20 protein-coding genes are annotated in these 16900 nt (G+C 67.0%); 10 read left to right on the forward strand and 10 right to left on the reverse strand.

Annotation, left to right across the window (positions count from 1 at the left end; genetic code table 11):
• Positions 1 to 4: 4 nt before the first annotated feature.
• The 5 genes from WKB25_RS19045 to msrB form a co-directional block, all read right to left on the reverse strand.
• Complete coding sequence (locus WKB25_RS19045) at positions 5 to 280, reverse strand: DUF4031 domain-containing protein (RefSeq protein ID WP_089238431.1); 276 nt, start codon at positions 278 to 280, stop codon at positions 5 to 7.
• A 13-nt stretch (positions 281 to 293) separates the two neighbouring features.
• Positions 294 to 803, reverse strand: a complete 510-nt coding sequence (locus WKB25_RS19050) for a hypothetical protein (protein WP_340572390.1) — start codon at positions 801 to 803, stop codon at positions 294 to 296.
• A 133-nt stretch (positions 804 to 936) separates the two neighbouring features.
• Positions 937 to 1875 (reverse strand): flagellar motor protein MotB, encoded by a 939-nt coding sequence (motB, locus tag WKB25_RS19055; protein WP_340572392.1) that lies wholly within the window; start codon positions 1873 to 1875, stop codon positions 937 to 939.
• A 3-nt stretch (positions 1876 to 1878) separates the two neighbouring features.
• Complete coding sequence (gene motA / locus WKB25_RS19060; protein ID WP_012509934.1) at positions 1879 to 2733, reverse strand: flagellar motor stator protein MotA; 855 nt, start codon at positions 2731 to 2733, stop codon at positions 1879 to 1881.
• Positions 2734 to 2834: 101 nt separating this feature from the next.
• Complete coding sequence (msrB, locus tag WKB25_RS19065; protein ID WP_089238439.1) at positions 2835 to 3302, reverse strand: peptide-methionine (R)-S-oxide reductase MsrB; 468 nt, start codon at positions 3300 to 3302, stop codon at positions 2835 to 2837.
• A 137-nt stretch (positions 3303 to 3439) separates the two neighbouring features.
• Here msrB and WKB25_RS19070 point away from each other — a divergent pair, with 137 nt between their 5' ends.
• Both WKB25_RS19070 and WKB25_RS19075 read left to right on the forward strand, forming a co-directional pair.
• Entirely contained in the window at positions 3440 to 3814 is a 375-nt protein-coding gene (locus WKB25_RS19070) for a classical arabinogalactan protein 4 (RefSeq protein WP_340572395.1), read from the forward strand.
• A 514-nt stretch (positions 3815 to 4328) separates the two neighbouring features.
• Positions 4329 to 4487, forward strand: a complete 159-nt coding sequence (locus WKB25_RS19075) for a lana protein (protein ID WP_340572397.1) — start codon at positions 4329 to 4331, stop codon at positions 4485 to 4487.
• A 57-nt stretch (positions 4488 to 4544) separates the two neighbouring features.
• On the opposite strand, the gene WKB25_RS19080 is transcribed toward WKB25_RS19075, so the two are convergent.
• Complete coding sequence (locus WKB25_RS19080) at positions 4545 to 5024, reverse strand: Lrp/AsnC ligand binding domain-containing protein (RefSeq protein ID WP_340572399.1); 480 nt, start codon at positions 5022 to 5024, stop codon at positions 4545 to 4547.
• A gap of 149 nt (positions 5025 to 5173) precedes the next feature.
• On the opposite strand from WKB25_RS19080, the gene WKB25_RS19085 reads away from it, so the two are divergent.
• Both WKB25_RS19085 and alr read left to right on the forward strand, forming a co-directional pair.
• Positions 5174 to 6478, forward strand: coding sequence for a D-amino acid dehydrogenase (locus tag WKB25_RS19085; RefSeq protein WP_340572401.1), 1305 nt, complete (start codon positions 5174 to 5176; stop codon positions 6476 to 6478).
• Positions 6457 to 7527: an alanine racemase gene (gene alr, locus WKB25_RS19090; protein WP_340572403.1), complete on the forward strand. Its 1071-nt coding sequence runs from the start codon at positions 6457 to 6459 to the stop codon at positions 7525 to 7527. Before WKB25_RS19085 ends, alr begins: the two co-directional genes overlap by 22 nt.
• A 62-nt stretch (positions 7528 to 7589) precedes the next feature.
• On the opposite strand, the gene WKB25_RS19095 is transcribed toward alr, so the two are convergent.
• Complete coding sequence (locus WKB25_RS19095; protein WP_340572404.1) at positions 7590 to 8156, reverse strand: DUF3016 domain-containing protein; 567 nt, start codon at positions 8154 to 8156, stop codon at positions 7590 to 7592.
• A 247-nt stretch (positions 8157 to 8403) separates the two neighbouring features.
• Here WKB25_RS19095 and WKB25_RS19100 point away from each other — a divergent pair, with 247 nt between their 5' ends.
• Positions 8404 to 10389 carry an ATP-binding protein gene (locus tag WKB25_RS19100; RefSeq protein ID WP_340572406.1) on the forward strand — a complete coding sequence of 662 codons (1986 nt, stop codon included), beginning with the start codon at positions 8404 to 8406 and terminating at the stop codon, positions 10387 to 10389.
• A 51-nt stretch (positions 10390 to 10440) separates the two neighbouring features.
• The gene (locus WKB25_RS19105) at positions 10441 to 10731 is read left to right on the forward strand and encodes a DUF3247 family protein (protein WP_340572409.1); all 291 of its coding nucleotides are present in this window, start codon (positions 10441 to 10443) and stop codon (positions 10729 to 10731) included.
• A gap of 106 nt (positions 10732 to 10837) precedes the next feature.
• Here the strand turns inward: WKB25_RS19105 and WKB25_RS19110 are convergent, their stop codons facing one another.
• The gene (locus WKB25_RS19110) at positions 10838 to 11101 is read right to left on the reverse strand and encodes a hypothetical protein (protein WP_049466447.1); all 264 of its coding nucleotides are present in this window, start codon (positions 11099 to 11101) and stop codon (positions 10838 to 10840) included.
• Between the two features lie 156 nt (positions 11102 to 11257).
• On the opposite strand from WKB25_RS19110, the gene WKB25_RS19115 reads away from it, so the two are divergent.
• From WKB25_RS19115 to WKB25_RS19125, 3 genes are read left to right on the forward strand one after another with little or no spacing between them, the layout of a single operon-like run.
• A complete protein-coding gene (locus WKB25_RS19115) occupies positions 11258 to 12328 on the forward strand; it encodes a class I SAM-dependent methyltransferase (protein WP_340572413.1) in 1071 nt (356 codons plus the stop codon).
• A complete protein-coding gene (locus tag WKB25_RS19120) occupies positions 12325 to 13026 on the forward strand; it encodes a 16S rRNA pseudouridine(516) synthase (protein ID WP_340572415.1) in 702 nt (233 codons plus the stop codon). The genes WKB25_RS19115 and WKB25_RS19120 overlap by 4 nt, the downstream gene beginning before the upstream one ends.
• Positions 13023 to 13706, forward strand: coding sequence for an HAD family phosphatase (locus WKB25_RS19125; protein ID WP_340572418.1), 684 nt, complete (start codon positions 13023 to 13025; stop codon positions 13704 to 13706). Before WKB25_RS19120 ends, WKB25_RS19125 begins: the two co-directional genes overlap by 4 nt.
• A 98-nt stretch (positions 13707 to 13804) precedes the next feature.
• Here WKB25_RS19125 and fabB read toward each other — a convergent pair whose 3' ends face one another.
• Complete coding sequence (gene fabB, locus WKB25_RS19130) at positions 13805 to 15013, reverse strand: beta-ketoacyl-ACP synthase I (protein ID WP_089238458.1); 1209 nt, start codon at positions 15011 to 15013, stop codon at positions 13805 to 13807.
• Positions 15013 to 15528, reverse strand: a complete 516-nt coding sequence (fabA, locus tag WKB25_RS19135; protein WP_165376167.1) for a 3-hydroxyacyl-[acyl-carrier-protein] dehydratase FabA — start codon at positions 15526 to 15528, stop codon at positions 15013 to 15015. Before fabA ends, fabB begins: the two co-directional genes overlap by 1 nt.
• Before the next feature lie 191 nt (positions 15529 to 15719).
• Between fabA and dinB the strand changes: the two genes are divergently transcribed.
• Complete coding sequence (dinB, locus tag WKB25_RS19140; RefSeq protein WP_340572425.1) at positions 15720 to 16808, forward strand: DNA polymerase IV; 1089 nt, start codon at positions 15720 to 15722, stop codon at positions 16806 to 16808.
• The last annotated feature ends 92 nt before the right edge of the window (positions 16809 to 16900 follow it).

Genomic DNA, 16900 nt, shown 5'->3' on the forward strand with positions numbered 1-16900 from the left:
GCGCCTACGGCCGGTACTGCGCCCTGGCGTTGGCGATCACCGCTTTCACCTGCACGCGATCCACGTGCCGGGAAATGGCCACCGCGCCCAGCGCGAGCGCCTGCGCACGCAGTTCGGCGGTGACATCGTAATGGGCCCCGCTGGCCTTGTTCTGGAAGGCGCGTGGGGGAATGCCGAGCTGCGCCGCCATCGCGTGCAGCTCGGCCAGGGTATCGGCCATCAGGTGCGCCCAGCGCTGACCGCGCCAGGGATGCACCGCGTCATCGACGTAGACCGACACCGCCGCCGCCGGATCAGGCCTGCGGCTTGCCGTCGGCGTCGGCGGCCGGAGTGGCCTCGGCGTCGGCAGCGCCTTCGGCGCCGGCAGTGTGCGCAGCCGCTTCATCGGCAGCTTCGCCTTCGGCGGCTGCGTCTTCAGCCTGCTCGCTGGCGAACTCGGCCACCAGCTTGTCCAGGTATTCCTCGGCGGTCTGGCCTGCTTCTTCGGCCAGGGTATCGAGCAGCTTCTGCATCAGCTCGGAATATTCCAGGGTGACCTTGCGGCCTTCGGCTTCCTGCACGTTGGACAGGTGTTTGAGCATGGCCAGCATCGGCACCGGGTTTTCGGCATTGCCCATGGTCTGGCCGCCGATGGCCAGCAGCCACTCGCGGCCCTGCAGGCCGATGGCGGCCACGGCCTGGCCGTCCTCGTTGACCAGCACGGCATGGTTCTGCACCTGCTGCTGGGCGTTCAGACGGAGGAACGGGCGCTTGGTCTGCTGCTTTTTGCGCTTGTCGCGCTTGGCCTTGGACAACTTGGACATGGGGGTGTGATCACCTGGAGTCGGAAAGACCGCCATTGTAGCGGCCGCGCGTAGGTGGGGTCAGATCCCTTTCCATGGGAAAGGGATCTGACTCCGATTCAGCGCTGTGCGGACCAGGGCCCGCACCCACAGATTACTTTCCTGGCCCTTGCGCGGCCTGCACGTCCGGGTCCACGGTGGTCGCCGACAGGCCCACCTGCGGCCCGGCGCCGGCCAGCGCTGCTTCTTCGGCAGCCTTGGTCATCACCACGATGCTGATGCGGCGGTTGATCGGGTTCTGCGGGTCGGTCCTGTCGAACAGCACCGATGAAGACAGGCCGACCACGCGGGTGATCTTGCTGTCGTCCATGCCGCCATCGACCAGCGCGCGGCGCGCGGCATTGGCGCGGTCGGCGCTCAGTTCCCAGTTGCCGTAGCCGCGTGCGGCCGAATAGGCGGTGATGTCGGTGTGGCCGGTCAGGCTGATCCGGTTCGGCACGTGGTTCAGGTACTCGGCTAGCTCGTGCAGGATCTGCTGCGTGTACGGCTTCAGGGTGGCGCTGCCGAGGTCGAACATCGGCCGGTTCTGCTTGTCCACGATCTGGATGCGCAGGCCTTCCGGGGTCAGGTCCAGCAGCAGCTGGTCCTTGAACGGTTCCAGCGCCTGGCTGCGGCTGATCGCCTCCTGCAGCTCCTTCATCAGCGCTTCCAGCTGCTGCTTGTCGCGCTGCTGTTCGTCCACCGGCTGCGGTATCGACTCCTGCTGGTTCTGGAAGGGATCGTTGCTGTTGCCACGCGAGACGTCGGTGGCGCCACCCAGCTTGATCATCGAGGTGCTGGCACCGCCCGGCCCGGCCATGCCCGGCGCCGGCGTCGCGCTGGAGCCGACCAGCGGGCTGGGGTTGCGGAAGTACTCGGAAATGGCCGCGCGCTCGGGCTTGCTGGTGCTGGCCATCAGCCACAGCACCAGGAAGAAGGCCATCATCGCGGTCACGAAGTCGGCATAGGCCACCTTCCACGAACCGCCGTGGTGGGCGGCGTGGCCGGCCTTCTTGACCCGGCGGACGATGACGGTGGGCTTGGTCTCGGCCATGGCTTACTTGACCGTCTTCAGGTGCTGCTCGAAGTCGGAGAACGCCGGGCGCACGTTCGACGGCAGCGTCTTGCGGGCGAACTCCAGCGCGATCTTCGGGTTGTAGCCGCGCAGGCAGGCCAGCAGGGCGGTCTTCACCGACTCGTAGATGCGGCTGTCCTGCTCGGCACGGGCTTCCATTGCCGAGGCCATCGGGCCGACGAAGCCATAGCCCAGCAGGATGCCGAGGAAAGTGCCGACCAGCGCGCCGGCCACATGGCCACCCACTTCGACAATGTCGCCGCCGATCGAGCCCATGGTGATGACGATGCCCAGCACCGCCGCCACGATGCCGAAACCAGGCAGGCCGTCGGCGACCTTGGTCAGCACCTGCGACGGCGCCATGGCTTCGGCGTGGTGCTTCTCCAGCTCCAGCTCCAGCAGCGGCTCCAGCTCGTGCGGCTCGATGTTGCTGCCGATCATCAGGCGCAGGCAGTCGGTGATGAAGTCGATCAGGTGGTGATCGGCCTGCACCTTCGGGTAGTTGCCGAACAGCGCGCTTTCGGCCGGGCGCTCGACGTGGTCTTCCAGCGCCATGAAGCCTTCGCGGCGGGCCTTGTTGAGCAGTTCGTACACCAGGCTGAGGACATCGATGTAGTCCTGCTGCTTGTAGCGCGGGCCCTTGAACACGCCGACCATGGCCTGCAGCGTCTGCTTGACCGTCTTGGCCGGGGTGCCGACCAGGAACGCACCCAGCGCGGCACCGCCGATGATGACCAGTTCGTAAGGCTGCCACAGCGCCCCGAGGCGGCCGTGTGCGCCGAGGTAGCCGCCCAGCACGCTGATGATGACGACCAGGAATCCAACGATGATGAGCATGGCGCGACGCAAGGAGGGGGGATATCTCCTTGTCGGCCTGACACCGGTGTTTCTGAAGAGGGAATTCTGTGAAGTCGGTCAGCGGGCCATTTCGGTGGGTCTCAGCCCGCCACACCGGCTTCCGCGCCGCCACGCTGCAGCGGATCGGGCCACGGCTCGCCGTTGCCGGTGAATGAAAGTGAGACCGAGTTCAGGCAGTGACGCTCGTAGGTGGGCGGCGGACCGTCCGGGAACACATGGCCCAGGTGGCTGCCGCAGCGGGCGCAGGTGATCTCGGTGCGCACCATGCCGTGGCTGCTGTCGCGGATCTCGCGCACATGTGCCGGGTCGAACGGAGCGAAGAAACTGGGCCAGCCGGTGCCCGAATCGAACTTGGTGCTGGAGCGGAACAGCGGCAGCGCGCACAGCCGGCAGCAGTAGACGCCCTCACGCTTGTTGTCGAGGAATACCCCGCAGAAGGGCGCCTCGGTGCCGTGCTGCAGCAGCACGCGGCGCTCCTCGGCGCTGAGCCCGGCGACCAGGGCTTCGGTCTGCGTGGCGGTGGGGGGCGTCAGATCGAAAGCGCTCATGCTGGCTCTCCGTGGGGTTGTGGCCTGGGATGCCGCAGACGTGGGGGTGTCAGCGCGCGCTTGCAAGTGTGATGGCCGTTCATGGCCGGCACACAGGGGCAGGCGCAGGGTAAATGTGGACCACCCTGGAGCGCGCCATGAAACCCCGCCTTGTCCTGCTGTTGTCGGCCCTGCTGCCTCTGCTCGCCCAGGCGCAGGTTCCCACCGGCAATCCCACCGCCACCCGCAGCGGCTCGACGCTGGCACCGCCGCCTGTCGCCCCGCCACCGCAGGCATCGCGCCCGCAGCCGCAGGTGCTGCCCTCGCCGCAGCCGGCCCAGCCGATCCGCTCGACCGGCCCGGCCCAGGTCGCCCCCACGCCCGCACCGACGTTGCCGGACAAGGTCTACGACCGCAACGGCCGCATCGTTCCCGGCGTCAAACCGGTCGGCCCCAACCGCGTGTTTGACTCGCGCACCGGCCGCTACTACGACAGCGTACCCACCGGCGACGGCCAGCAGATCAAGCGCTGACCCCAGCGCCCGCAGCCGATCGCGTAACCCAAAGAGAGCGCAGCGACCCGCTGTCGCTCTTTTTTCTTTTTCTTTTCCGTGGCTGGCGCCCGCATGAACCTGTCCAAGGCCGGGCGGGTGGGCTGTGCAGGGGCGTGAGCCGCATGGGCCCGAGGCATGCCTCGGGCGGGTTGGGCAGGACGCCCAACCCCGGTCTTGCCGTGTGCGCAGGACAGCGCACACGAGCAAGCGGCGACCGAGCTTACAGGGACGTACTTGCAGCGTCCCCTGCACAGGCCCCCCCCCCCCCCCCCCCCCCCCCCGCCCCACCCGCAGCGCCGCACCAGGCCCCAGCCACGAGGGGCTCAGCCGTTGGCAGGAAACCCGCCACCCACATGAACGCCGGAAAACAGCCCCCGCCCTGCACGCCCCGCATCACCCGTTTTTCGCCTGCGATTAACCGCACCAGGACCACGGTGGACCTGCGCCGGCATCCCCGCCGTCGCGCTTTCCCTCGTCCCCTTGGAATACGATCATGGCCAACCAGCAGAACCGTCATCCCGGCAAGGAACAGCAGGGCAAAACACCGCAGGACCCGCAGCGCCAGCAGCAACAGCAACAGCAACAGCAGCCGAACGAGCAGCAGAAGAAGAATCCGCAACAGGGTTCCATGAAGAACCCGCAGCAGCGCTGATGCAGCCAGGGGCCAGAGCCCGTCCCACGGGGTCTGGTCCCGCCGCCGCCCGTCGACTCAATCGGGAATCGGCAGCGACCAGGTCTCCTTGACCTCTTCCATCACGATGTAGCTCTTCGATTCACGCACATGCGGCAGGGTCAGCAGGGTGCTGCCAAGCAGCTTGCGATACGAGGCCATCTCGCTGATCCGCGCCTTTAACAGGTAATCGAAATCGCCCGACACCAGATGGCATTCCAGCACGTTGGGCAGCTTCAGTGCCGCCCGCCGGAACTCTTCGAAGATGTCGCCGGATTTGTAGGCCAGGCTGATCTCCACGAACACCAGCAGGCTGGCTTTCAGCGCCGACGGGTCCAGGTGGGCGTGATAGCCGGTGATCACCGCTTCGCGCTCCAGCCGGCGCACGCGCTCGGTGCACGGGGTGGTCGACAGGCCGACCCGTTCGCCCAGCTCGGTGAAGGAAATGCGGCCTTCGCTCTGCAGGATGCGCAGGATCTTGCGGTCGATCTTGTCCAGTTCGCGGGCGCGGGTGGTCATGGCCATCAACCTCGAGGAATGAATCAAAGGAAAATATCCTGCCTGTATTCCTAAAATCAGGCAAATCACCTAGGAACGGAAGAATATACTTCCCCGATTATGGCCCCTGCGCACCCAAACGCAGGGAATGATCGGGTTGGAGAATTTCCATGCGAGTCCTAGTTCTCGGCAGCGGCGTGATCGGCACCACCAGTGCCTGGTACCTGCGACAGGCCGGGTTTGAAGTCACGGTCGTCGACCGCCAGCCCGGTCCCGCGCTGGAAACCAGCTTCGCCAATGCCGGCCAGCTGTCCTTCGGCTATACCTCGCCGTGGGCCGCGCCGGGTGTACCGAAGAAGGCCATCGGCTGGCTGTTTGAAAAGCACGCCCCGCTGGCGATCAAGCCGGGCATGGACCTGGCCCAGTACCGCTGGCTGTGGCAGATGCTGCGCAACTGCACCCACGAGCGCTACGCGATCAACAAGGCGCGCATGGTGCGCATGTCCGAGTACAGCCGCGACTGCCTGAACGAGCTGCGCGCGCAGATCGGCATCGATTTCGAAGGGCGCGACCTGGGCACCACCCAACTGTTCCGCACCCAGCAGCAGCTGGATGCCTCGGCGCAGGACATCGAGATCCTGGCCCAGTACGGCGTGCCATACGAAGTGCTGGACCGTGCCGGCATCATCAAGGCCGAGCCCGCGCTGGCCCACGTCGATGGGCTGGTCGGCGCGCTGCGCCTGCCACGCGACCAGACCGGCGATTGCCAGCTGTTCACCCGCCGCCTGGCGCAGATGGCGGCCGAAGCGGGTGTCGAGTTCCGCTACGACCAGGACATCACCGGTGTGGAATTCGACGGCGACCGCATCACCGGCGCACGTATCGGCGGCAAGCTGGAAACCGCAGACCGCTTCGTGGTCGCACTGGGCAGCTATTCGCCGGCACTGGTTGCGCCGCTGGGCATGCGCCTGCCGGTGTACCCGCTGAAGGGCTACTCGCTGACTCTGCCTATCACCGATCCGGCGATGGCGCCGACCTCGACCATCCTCGATGAGAGCTACAAGGTTGCGGTGACCCGCTTCGACAACCGCATCCGTGTCGGCGGCATGGCCGAAGTGGCCGGCTTCGACCTGTCGCTGTCGCCGCGCCGCCGCGAGACGCTGGAGCTGGTGGTGCGCGATCTGTACCCGAAGGGCGGTGACCTGGCCAAGGCCGAGTTCTGGACCGGCCTGCGCCCGGCCACGCCGGACGGCACGCCGGTGATCGGCGCCACACCGTTCCGCAACCTGTTCCTCAACACCGGCCACGGCACGCTGGGCTGGACCATGGCCTGCGGCTCGGGCCGCTACCTGGCCGACCTGATGAGCGCGCGCCAGCCGCAGATCAGCACCGAAGGCCTGGATATCTTCCGCTACGGCCAGTACCGCCACGCCCCGCAACATGAGAACCGCACATGCGTCCTGCCCGCGCGCTGATCGATCTGGGCGCACTGCGCAGCAACTATCGCCTGGCCCGTGAACTGGGCGGTGGCAAGGCGTTGGCGATCATCAAGGCCGATGCCTATGGTCACGGTGCGGTGCGCTGCGCACAGGCACTGGAAGGCGAGGCCGACGGCTTCGGCGTCGCCACCATCGAAGAGGCACTGGAGCTGCGCCAGGCCGGTATCCGTGCCCCGATCCTGCTGCTGGAAGGCATCTTCGAGCCCGGCGAAATGGCGCTGGTGGCAGAGCATGACCTGTGGTTCTCGGTAGGCTCGCCGTGGCAGCTGGAAGCGCTGGCCGCGTTCGACAGCCCGCGCCCGCTGACGGTGTGGCTGAAGCTGGACAGTGGCATGCACCGGCTGGGCTTGGACGTGGCCGGTTTCCGCGCCGCGCACGCGCGTGTGTCGGCACTGCCGCAGGTGGCGCGCATCGTACTGATGACCCACCTGGCGCGCGCCGATGAGCTGGACAGCGAGCGCACCCATGAGCAGGCCGCGACCTTCGTGGAGGCCATCGAAGGCCTGCAAGGTGAGACCAGCGTCTGCAATTCGCCGGCGCTGCTGGGCTGGCCGGATGTGCGCAGTGACTGGGTGCGCCCGGGCCTGATGCTGTACGGGGCCAACCCGCTGCCGGACAACAGCGAACTCACTGCGCGCCTGCGCCCGGTGATGACGATGCAGTCCAAGGTGATCGCCGAGCGCTGGATCGAGGCCGGTGAGCCGGTCGGCTACGGTGCGCGTTTCGTCGCCAAGGCACGCACACGCGTGGGCGTGGTCGCACTGGGCTATGCCGATGGCTATCCGCAGTTCGCGCCCAACGGTACCCCGGTGCTGATCGATGGCCAACCCGGTGGGCTGATCGGCCGGGTGTCGATGGACATGCTGACCGTGGACCTGACCGCGCATGCGCAGGCCGGCGTCGGCAGCGTGGTGGAGCTGTGGGGCACTGCGCCGACCCTTTCAGAGTTGGCGCCGCGTTGCGGTGTCAGTGCCTACCAGCTGCCGTGTGGTGTCAAGCGCGTGGCACGCGTCTACCAGGATTGACTGGCCCTGGTAGCGGGCGACCTTGGTCGGCGCCGTGAATGCGTGTCGACCAAGGTCGACACCTACCGGGCAGCGGTGACGCGCGAGGTCAGCTGACGCTTCACCCAGTCATCGATCAGGCGCTTTTCATAGCGCAGCGGATCGGTATCGCTCTTCAGGCCGATGTTGTGCAGGTAGCCGCTGTCGCTAAGGCGGGCGTCGCCTTCATCGATGATGCGCCCACTGGCGTCCTTCAGCGTGTACTGAAGGGTGATCCGCGGCGGGTAGATGTCGCGCATGATCCGGATGTCGCTGCCACGCGGGCCGTGCCAGGGCTCGTAGTCGCCCGCGCGCTTGATATCGACCAGGGTCACGTCCAGCGTCTGCCCGGGCTGCAGTGGCTTGGCGGCGCTGGTCTGTACGTAGCGTGCCAGCTGCTGCACCCAGTCACCGCGTTCAGCCTCGAAGCGGTTGCTGCTCTGGCGGAGCTCGGTGAATTTCGCTGGATCATTCCACTGGACGCTGACCGGGCCATCGGCCTGCAGCGCGCGCGGTGCGTCGGGCGCGGTTACCGTGCGCGGCGCGGCGCCCACACTGCCCACGGCAAGCATGCCGGCCAGCAGCAGGGCGGTTGAAAGCGAACCTTTCATGGCAGTCTCCTGCGTCCCCGAAGCGGGGAGGATGATGATCTCGGATCGAGTGTGATCCCGCCGGACGGCCGCAGCAATGGTCAGTAGCGTCAAATGCGTCAACAGTTGCCGCCAATTCATGGTCGTCAACCGTGACTGACGGCGCTTGACGCTGTGAATACGCGCTCTGGAAGATGCTGTACCTCCATCCGGTCTTTCCCCCACGCCCTTGTCCACACTGCCGCCCCTCGTGGAGCGCTCACCCTTGATGGTGCCGACGCCCGAAACTGACCTGCACCATGGCGTGCTTGAGCGCATCCACGCAGGTTTCTGTGTGATCCAGGTCCTGTTCGACGGTGATGAGGCAATCGATTACCGCTTCCTCGAGGTCAACGATGCCTTCGAGCGCCATACCGGCCTGAAGGATGCCTGCGGCAAGCGCATGAGCGCGCTGGAGCCACAGCACGAAGGCGACTGGTTCCGGATCTACGGCGAAGTGGCGCGGACCGGGCGACCGGCGCAGTTCGAGATGGACGCCCGTGCCCTCGGGCGCTCGTTCGCGGTGGATGCGGTGCGTGTCGGCCGGCCGGGTGATGACCTGGTGGGCGTGCTGTTCTTCGATGTCACCGCGCGCAAGCAGATGGAAGTGGAGCTGGGCGAGAGCGAGGCCCGTTTCAGTGCGCTGGCCGATGGCCTGCCGATGCCGGTGTGGGTGCTGGACGAGCGCGGCCACGCCCGCTTCGTCAACAGTGCCTTCAGCGAGTTCTTCGGCGGCGACGAGAACCGCGTGCCGGAAGATGTCTGGCGCGGCCTGGTGCACCCCGACGATGCGTCGGTGTTCGAATACGAACTGCAGGAAGCCCTGAAAGCGCAGCGTTCGATGCATGCCCTGGTACGCGCCCGCCGTGCCGATGGACAGTGGCGCTGGCTGGAAATGAACGCCCGCCCGCGCTTCTCACGGATGGGCCGTTTCATCGGCCTGGCCGGCAGCAGCCCGGACGTCACCGAGCGTCGCGAGATCGAACTGGCGCGCGAGGAGCTGCTGCAGTCCGAGCGCGCCGCGCGCAGTGCCGCGGAGAACATGGCGCGGCTGAAGGATGAGTTCCTGGCCACGCTGTCGCACGAGCTGCGCACGCCGCTGACCACGATCCTGGGCTGGAGCGAACTGCTGCTGCAGCGCGTCGATGCCACCAGTCCGCTGTACAAGGGCCTGGGCGTGATCGCCAACAGCGCCACCGCGCAGAAGCGGTTGATCTCGGACATGCTCGATCTCAGCAGCATGCTGCTGGGCAAGGTGCAGCTGGAAGTGGAAGTGCTGGACCTGCGCGACCAGTTGAACGAAGCGATGGGCGCGCAGGAGCTGGTGGCCGAGGGCAAAGCGCTGGACGTCACCCTGCAGCTGCCGACGCAGGCCTGCCAGGTGCTGGGCGATGCCACCCGGCTGCAGCAGGTGTTCTGGAACCTGCTGTCCAACGCGATCAAGTTCACCCCGGCTGAGGGCCGCATCGACGTGCAGCTGCAGGCCGATGGCAACTACTGGACGATCACCGTGCGTGATACCGGCGACGGCATCGCGCCGGAGTTCCTGAACCATCTGTTCAGTCGCTTCCGCCAGGCCGACGGCACCACCACCCGCCGTCATGGCGGTCTGGGCCTGGGCCTGGCCATCGTGCAGCAGCTGGTCGAGCTGCACGGCGGTACGGTCAGTGCGGCCAGCGATGGGCATGGTCATGGTTCCACTTTCACCGTGCGCCTGCCGCAGCACCTGCCCGATGCCGAACGGCGTCCGCTGCGTGAGGTCGTCAGCGGTCCGATCCTGGAGCCGATGGTGGTCGAACCGTACCCGTTGCGCGGCCTGCACGTGCTGGCGGTGGAAGACCAGCCTGAAGTGCTGGAGTACCTGCGGCGCATGCTGGAAGAGCAGGGCGCCAGCGTGTCTGCGGCCAGCTCTGCGGGCGAGGCACTGGCGCTGCTGGCCGACAATGGCCACCTGCAGTACCACGTGCTGCTGACCGACATCGGCATGCCGGGCATGGATGGCTATGGCCTGGTGAGCACGCTGCGCGAGGACCTGGGCGTGGATGCCGCGGCATTGCCTGCGGTGGCGGTGACGGCGCTGGCGCGTGCCGATGACCGTCGCCGTGCGTTGGCCTCGGGCTTCCAGGAACATGTGGCCAAGCCGTACTCGGTGGCCCAGTTGGTGGGTGTGGTGCGGCGCGTGCAGGCCACGCGCGGGGACAGCCTGCTGCACTGAGCATTCACGGCCAATCGGCGATCCTGCTCGCCTGCACGCAGGAGGTTGTCGATGTCCCGTATTGCTCCCCGAGTCCATACCGATGCCGCGCAGATCGCGCGCCTGGAAGCCCTGCTGCCGCAATTGCACGGGGAAACCGAAGTGCAGCTGACCCTGCACGATGGTCGCCGCCTGCTTGGCACCGTGGCCGTGCAGCCAACGTTGCAGCAGTACCGCAATGAGGCCGGCGACGAAGGCAGCAATGGCCAGCTGCGGCTGGACGATCTCGATACCCCGGTGCAGCAGCATCACGTGTGGCTGGATGAAATCGCCAGCATCCGCGAGCTACCGCCGAGGCTCTGACGCCCTCTGCGGATGGCTGCATCCACGCATGGCGTGGATCTACTCCGACCGCATCCGCAGATGGCATGGATCAACAGTAGAGCCACGCCATGCGTGGTCGCGACGGTCAATGCTCGAACAGCGTTGCCGTCGCCTCGAACCTGCGCGCATAGGCGCGCTCCTCGGCCACCCGCGCCACTTCATCGTCTGCCAGATCCGGTGCCCCATACACGGCGTAGGCCACGCTGCCATCGGCGCCGTGGCCGACCTGGTGCAGGCGGTAGCGGGAGTGGCCGCCACCGGTATCCTCCGGGTAATGCACGGGGGGATGGCTGCCTTCCAGGTCCATTTCACTGTTGTCGACAACACCTCCGACGAACAAGGCACGCATGCAGGATCTCCAGGAATTGCGGGGGAGCTTCTACCCTGAACGCTGGCATGTTGCTGCGGCATCAAAGCAACGTTGAAGTTTCGCAAAGCGGTGACCGGGGCCGGGCCGGACAAGCCGGTACAATGGACGGCCCTCACGCTTCCAGTACCCGCGCCGATGGCATCCAGCGACGACGCCCCCCTGCAGACCCTGTTCCTGCCGTTCTCCAGCGGCGCCCTGCGCTGGCCGGAGGGTCCGGTGGCTTTCCTGCGCGCCCGTGACGGCTGGCCCCTGCGCGAGCAGGCCGGCGGCCATGAGGTCGACTGCGAGCAGAGCTTCGCTCCGTTCGCGCAGCCGCTGCAGCAGGCCGCTGGCTGGACCGTCAGCGGCCAGCTGGATGATGTTGCCGGCCGCGGCCGTTACCCGCTGGTGCTGGTGCTGCCGCCGCGCCAGCGCGAGGAAGCCCGCGCGCTGTTCGCCCGCGCCCTGGCGCTGGTCGCCGAGGGTGGCCGCATCGTGGCCTGCCAGCACAACAACGAAGGCGCCCGCTCCGGCGAAGGCGACCTGAAGCAGTTGGCCGGCCTCGGCGGCAGCCTGACCAAGAACCATTGCCGCGTGTTCTGGACCGCTCCGCTGCAGGGCCAGCATGATGCGGACGTGGCCAAGCGCTGGGGCAGCCTGGACGCGGTGCGGCCGATCGTCGGCGGCCGTTTCCTCAGCCGCCCGGGCGTGTTCGCCTGGGACCGCATCGACCCAGCCTCGGCGCTGCTTGCCGAACATCTGCCGGCCGACCTGGCCGGGCGTGCGGCAGACCTCGGTGCCGGTTACGGCTACCTGTCGCGCGAGCTGCTGGAGCGCTGCCCGAAGATCACCACACTGGACCTGTACGAGGCCGAGAAGCGCGCGCTGGACCTGGCCGAACTCAATCTGGCGCCGCCGCCGCGCCCGGTGCCGCTGCGCTTCCTGTGGCGCGACGTTACCGCCGGTATCGAGCCGGACTACGACGTCATCATCAGCAACCCGCCGTTCCACACACCCTCGCGTGCGGATCGCCCGGACATCGGCCAGCGCTTCATCGCCGTGGCCGCGCAGGCACTGCGCCCGGGTGGGCGCCTGTACGTGGTGGCCAACCGCCATCTGCCATACGAATACACGCTCAATGAGAGCTTCGGCGCGGTGCGCGTGGTTGCCGAGCGCGATGGCTTCAAGCTGGTCGAGGCGGTGAAGGGCAAGGGGAAGGGACGGTGAAACTGGTCAAGCACATCGCCAATCTCGGCTACGGCAGCCGCAAGCAGGTGCAGTGGATGTTCCGCGAAGGCCGCGTCACCGACGCCGACGGCGAGGTGCTGTATGCCGACGACCAGGTGCCGCATGAAGCGGTGCGCGTCGATGGCGAGCCGCTGGACCCGCCGGTGGGCCTGTCGCTGGCGATGTACAAGCCGGCCGGCTACACCTGCTCGACCAAGGACAAGGGCCGCCTGATCTACGACCTGCTGCCGCCGCGCTTCCGCGACCGCGACCCGGTGCTGTCCACCGTCGGCCGCCTGGATCGCGAGACCAGTGGACTGTTGCTGCTGACCGACGACGGCAACCTGCTGCACCGGATCATTTCGCCGAAGTCGAAGCTGCCCAAGGTCTACGAGGTGGAGCTGGCTGAGGACCTGCGCGGTGATGAGGCGGCGCTGTTTGCCAGCGGCACGCTGATGCTGGAAGCGGAGAAGACGCCCCTGCTGCCGGCTGAACTGCAGGTGCTTGGGCCGCGCAAGGCGCGCCTGGTACTGCACGAAGGTCGCTACCATCAGGTACGCCGCATGTTCGCTGCCGCAGGCAACCACGTGCAGGCACTGCACCGCAGCCGCGTCGGTGGCCTGGACCTGGAGGGACTGGCCGAAGGGCAATGGCGGCTGCTGACCTCCACCGATCTGGATACGCTGTTCGCTCCATGACCTCCATCGCTGCGCTGCCGTTCCTGCCTGACGCCGTCATCTTCGACATGGACGGCCTGATGATCGACAGCGAGCGTGTATCGCTTGCGTGCTGGAGCGAGGCGGCGGAAGAGTTCGGCCTGCCGCTGGATGCCAGCTTCTTCGTGCGCATGGTCGGCCTTGGCGACCGCGACAGCCAGGCGCTGCTGCGCCAGCAGGGCATCGAAGACAGCATGATCGAGGCGATGGCCGCGCGCTGCCATGATCTGTATGAAGAGCGCACGCAGACCGGCTTGCCGCTGCGCCCGGGCATCCTGGAACTGCTTGAGTTGTTGAAGTCGCACGCGGTGCCGCGTGCGGTGGCGACCTCGACCCGGCAACCGCGGGCCAACCGCAAGCTGGCGGCGACCGGGCTGCTGCCGTACTTCGATGCGGTGGTTGCCGGTGGCGACGTGGCGCGGGCCAAGCCGGCACCGGACATCTACCTGCTGGCCGCGCAGCGGCTGGGCAAGGCACCAGAACGCTGCCTGGCGCTGGAGGATTCCCCGGCCGGCACGCGTGCCGCACTGGCTGCGGGCATGACCGTGATCCAGGTGCCGGACCTGGTGCATCCCGATGAAGAACTGCGTGCGCTGGGCCACCGCATCGTCGGCTCGCTGGTGGACGCCCACGCACTGCTGCTGCCGCTGTTGCCGAGGTAGCTGCCAACCTTGGTTGGCACTGAGCCGAGCATGGGCTCGGCTCTACATCCATGGCTACCGCTCTGGTAGGTGCCAACCTTGGTTGGCACGCTTTCAGATCACACCCTGCCGAACACCAGCGCCGCGTTGGTGCCGCCGAAGCCGAAGCTGTTGGACATCACCGTATCCAGCTTCTGCTCGCGGCTTTCGCGCAGGATCGGGAAGCCTTCCACCTTCGGGTCCAGCTCGCCGATGTTGGCCGAACCGGCCACGAAGCCGTCGCGCATCATCAGCAGGCAGTAGATCGCTTCATGCACGCTGGCAGCGCCCAGCGAATGGCCCGACAGCGCCTTGGTCGAGGACAGCGGCGGAATCGCATCGCCGAACACCTCGCGGATCGCCCCCAGCTCGGTCACATCGCCCAGCGGGGTCGAGGTGCCGTGGGTGTTGAGGTAATCCAGCGGACGGTCAACGTTCTGCAGCGCCATCTTCATGCAGCGCACGGCGCCTTCACCGGACGGCGCGACCATGTCGGCGCCATCGGAGGTCACGCCATAGCCGATCAGCTCGGCATGGATGTGCGCGCCACGCGCCACGGCGTGGTCGTAATCCTCCAGCACCAGCATGCCTCCACCACCGGCGATGACGAAGCCATCGCGGTCCTTGTCATACGGGCGTGAGGCGCTGGCAGGGGTGTCGTTGAAGCTGGTGGACAGTGCACCCATCGCATCGAACATCACGCTCATCGACCAGTGCAGGTCTTCACCGCCGCCGGCGAACATGATGTCCTGCGCGCCGTGGCGGATGAGGTCGGCAGCCGCGCCGATGCAGTGTGCGGAGGTCGCGCAGGCGGCCGACAGCGAGTAGCTGACGCCCTTGATCTGGAATGCGGTGGCCAGGCAGGCCGACACGGTCGAGCACATCGTGCGCGGCACCATGTACGGACCGACCTTGCGCACGCCGCGGCTGCGCAGCAGATCGACCGCACCCACCTGCCATTCGCTGGAGCCACCGCCGGAACCGGCAATCAGGCCGGTGCGCAGGCCACTGACCTGTTCCGGGGTCAGGCCCGCATCGGTGATGGCATCGGCCATCGCCAGGTAGGCGAAGGCGGCGGCATCGCTCATGAAGCGCTTCTGCTTGCGATCGATCAGCGCGTCCAGGTCGAGGTCGACGCGACCGCCGACCTGGCTGCGCAGGCCGGCTTCGGCGTGGTCGGCCAGCGCGGTGATGCCGGCGCGGCTCTCGCGCAGGGCGGCCGAAACGGTATCCAGATCATTGCCGAGGCAGGACGTGATGCCCATGCCGGTGATGACGACGCGACGCATCAGAAGCTCCCGGTTTCAGTGAACAGGCCCACGCGCAGGTCGCGGGCGTTGTAGATCTCGCGGTCGTCCACGTACATGCGGGCGTCGGACTGGGCCATCACCAGCTTGCGGTTGATGACGCGACTGATGTCGATCTCGTAGCGCACCAGCTTCGCGTCTGGCAGCACCTGGCCGGTGAACTTCACTTCGCCGCAGCCCAGGGCGCGGCCCTTGCCGGGCGCACCCAGCCAGGTGAGGAAGAAGCCGGTCAGCTGCCACATGGCATCCAGGCCCAGGCAGCCGGGCATCACCGGGTCGCCGATGAAGTGGCAGCCGAAGAACCACAGGTCCGGACGGATATCCAGTTCGGCGCGTACCATGCCCTTGCCATGCGGTCCGCCGTCCTCGCGGATGTCGGTGATGCGGTCGAACATCAGCATCGGGTCGTTGGGCAACCGGCCGGCGGCAGCGCCGAACAGTTCACCGCGTGCGCTGGCCAGCAGCTGGTCGCGGTTGAACGCGTGGAGACGAGTCATGGAAAGCGCAATCCTGGAAGCGAAAACAAGGCAACGAGTTCCCGAGGATGCACGACGGATCAGGCGGATATCAAACCGCGTCTCCGTACGCGTGCGTAGTGTTTTCAGCTGAAACCACGCATCCCGTTGATGCACAACGACCATACTTCGGCGTCTGGACCGGTACGGTGCAGGTATCATGTGGGCCAACCATGAACGCACTGCGCAAGATCATCCACGTCGACATGGACGCCTTCTACGCGTCGGTGGAGCAGCGCGACGATCCGTCACTGCGTGGCAAGCCGGTGGTTGTGGCATGGCGCGGCGCGCGTTCAGTGGTGTGTGCCGCCTCGTACGAGGCGCGCGTGTTCGGCGTGCGTTCTGCGATGCCGGCCCTGCGCGCCGAGCGCCTGTGCCCGGACGCGGTCTTCGTGCCGCCGGACTTCGCACGTTACAAGGCGGTGTCGCGCCACGTGCGCGAGATCTTCCTGCGCCATACCGACCTGGTCGAGCCGTTGTCTCTGGATGAGGCCTATCTGGATGTCACGGTGCCAAAGAGTGACATCGTGCTGGCCACCGACATCGCCCGCACCATCCGCGCGCAGATCCGCGAGGAAACCCACCTCACTGCTTCAGCCGGGATCGCGCCGAACAAGTTCCTGGCCAAGATCGCCTCGGACTGGCGCAAGCCTGACGGCCAGTTCGTGATTCCGCCGCAGCGGGTGGATGCGTTCCTGCTGCCGCTGCCGGTGAACCGCGTGCCCGGCGTCGGCAAGGTGATGGAAGGCAAACTGGCAGCGCGCGGCATCGTCACCTGCGGTGACCTGCGGCAGTGGACGCTGCCGGATCTGGAAGAAGCCTTCGGCAGCTTCGGCCGCAGCCTGTACAACCGCGCACGCGGTGTCGACGAGCGGCCGGTGGAGCCTGACCAGCAGGTGCAGTCGATCTCCTCCGAAGACACCTTCGCCGAGGACCTGTTGCTGGAAGACCTGGCTGAAGCGATCGTGCAGCTGGCCGAGAAGACCTGGCATGCCACGCGCAAGACCGAACGCATTGGCCACACCGTGGTATTGAAGCTGAAGACCGCGCAGTTCCGCCTCCTCACCCGCAGCTTCACCCCGGAACGCCCGCCCGAGTCGATGGAAGAACTGCGCGACATCGCGCTGGCACTGCGCGCCCGCGTTGATCTGCCCGCCGACACCCGTTATCGCCTGGTCGGCGTCGGCCTCGGCGGCTTCCGTGAGAAGGAAGCCGTGGTGCAAGGGGAGTTGTTCGAGCACACCCAGACCGATCGTTCCTGATCGTTCATCCACGCATGGCGTGGATCCAAGTGTCGACCAAGGTCGACACCCACCAAGAGCAGGCCATGCCATCCAGACAGGTTGCGGAGATC

Origin of the sequence: Stenotrophomonas sp. G106K1 (assembly GCF_037969685.1) — a bacterium.
Classification (GTDB): Bacteria; Pseudomonadota; Gammaproteobacteria; order Xanthomonadales; family Xanthomonadaceae; genus Stenotrophomonas; species Stenotrophomonas lactitubi.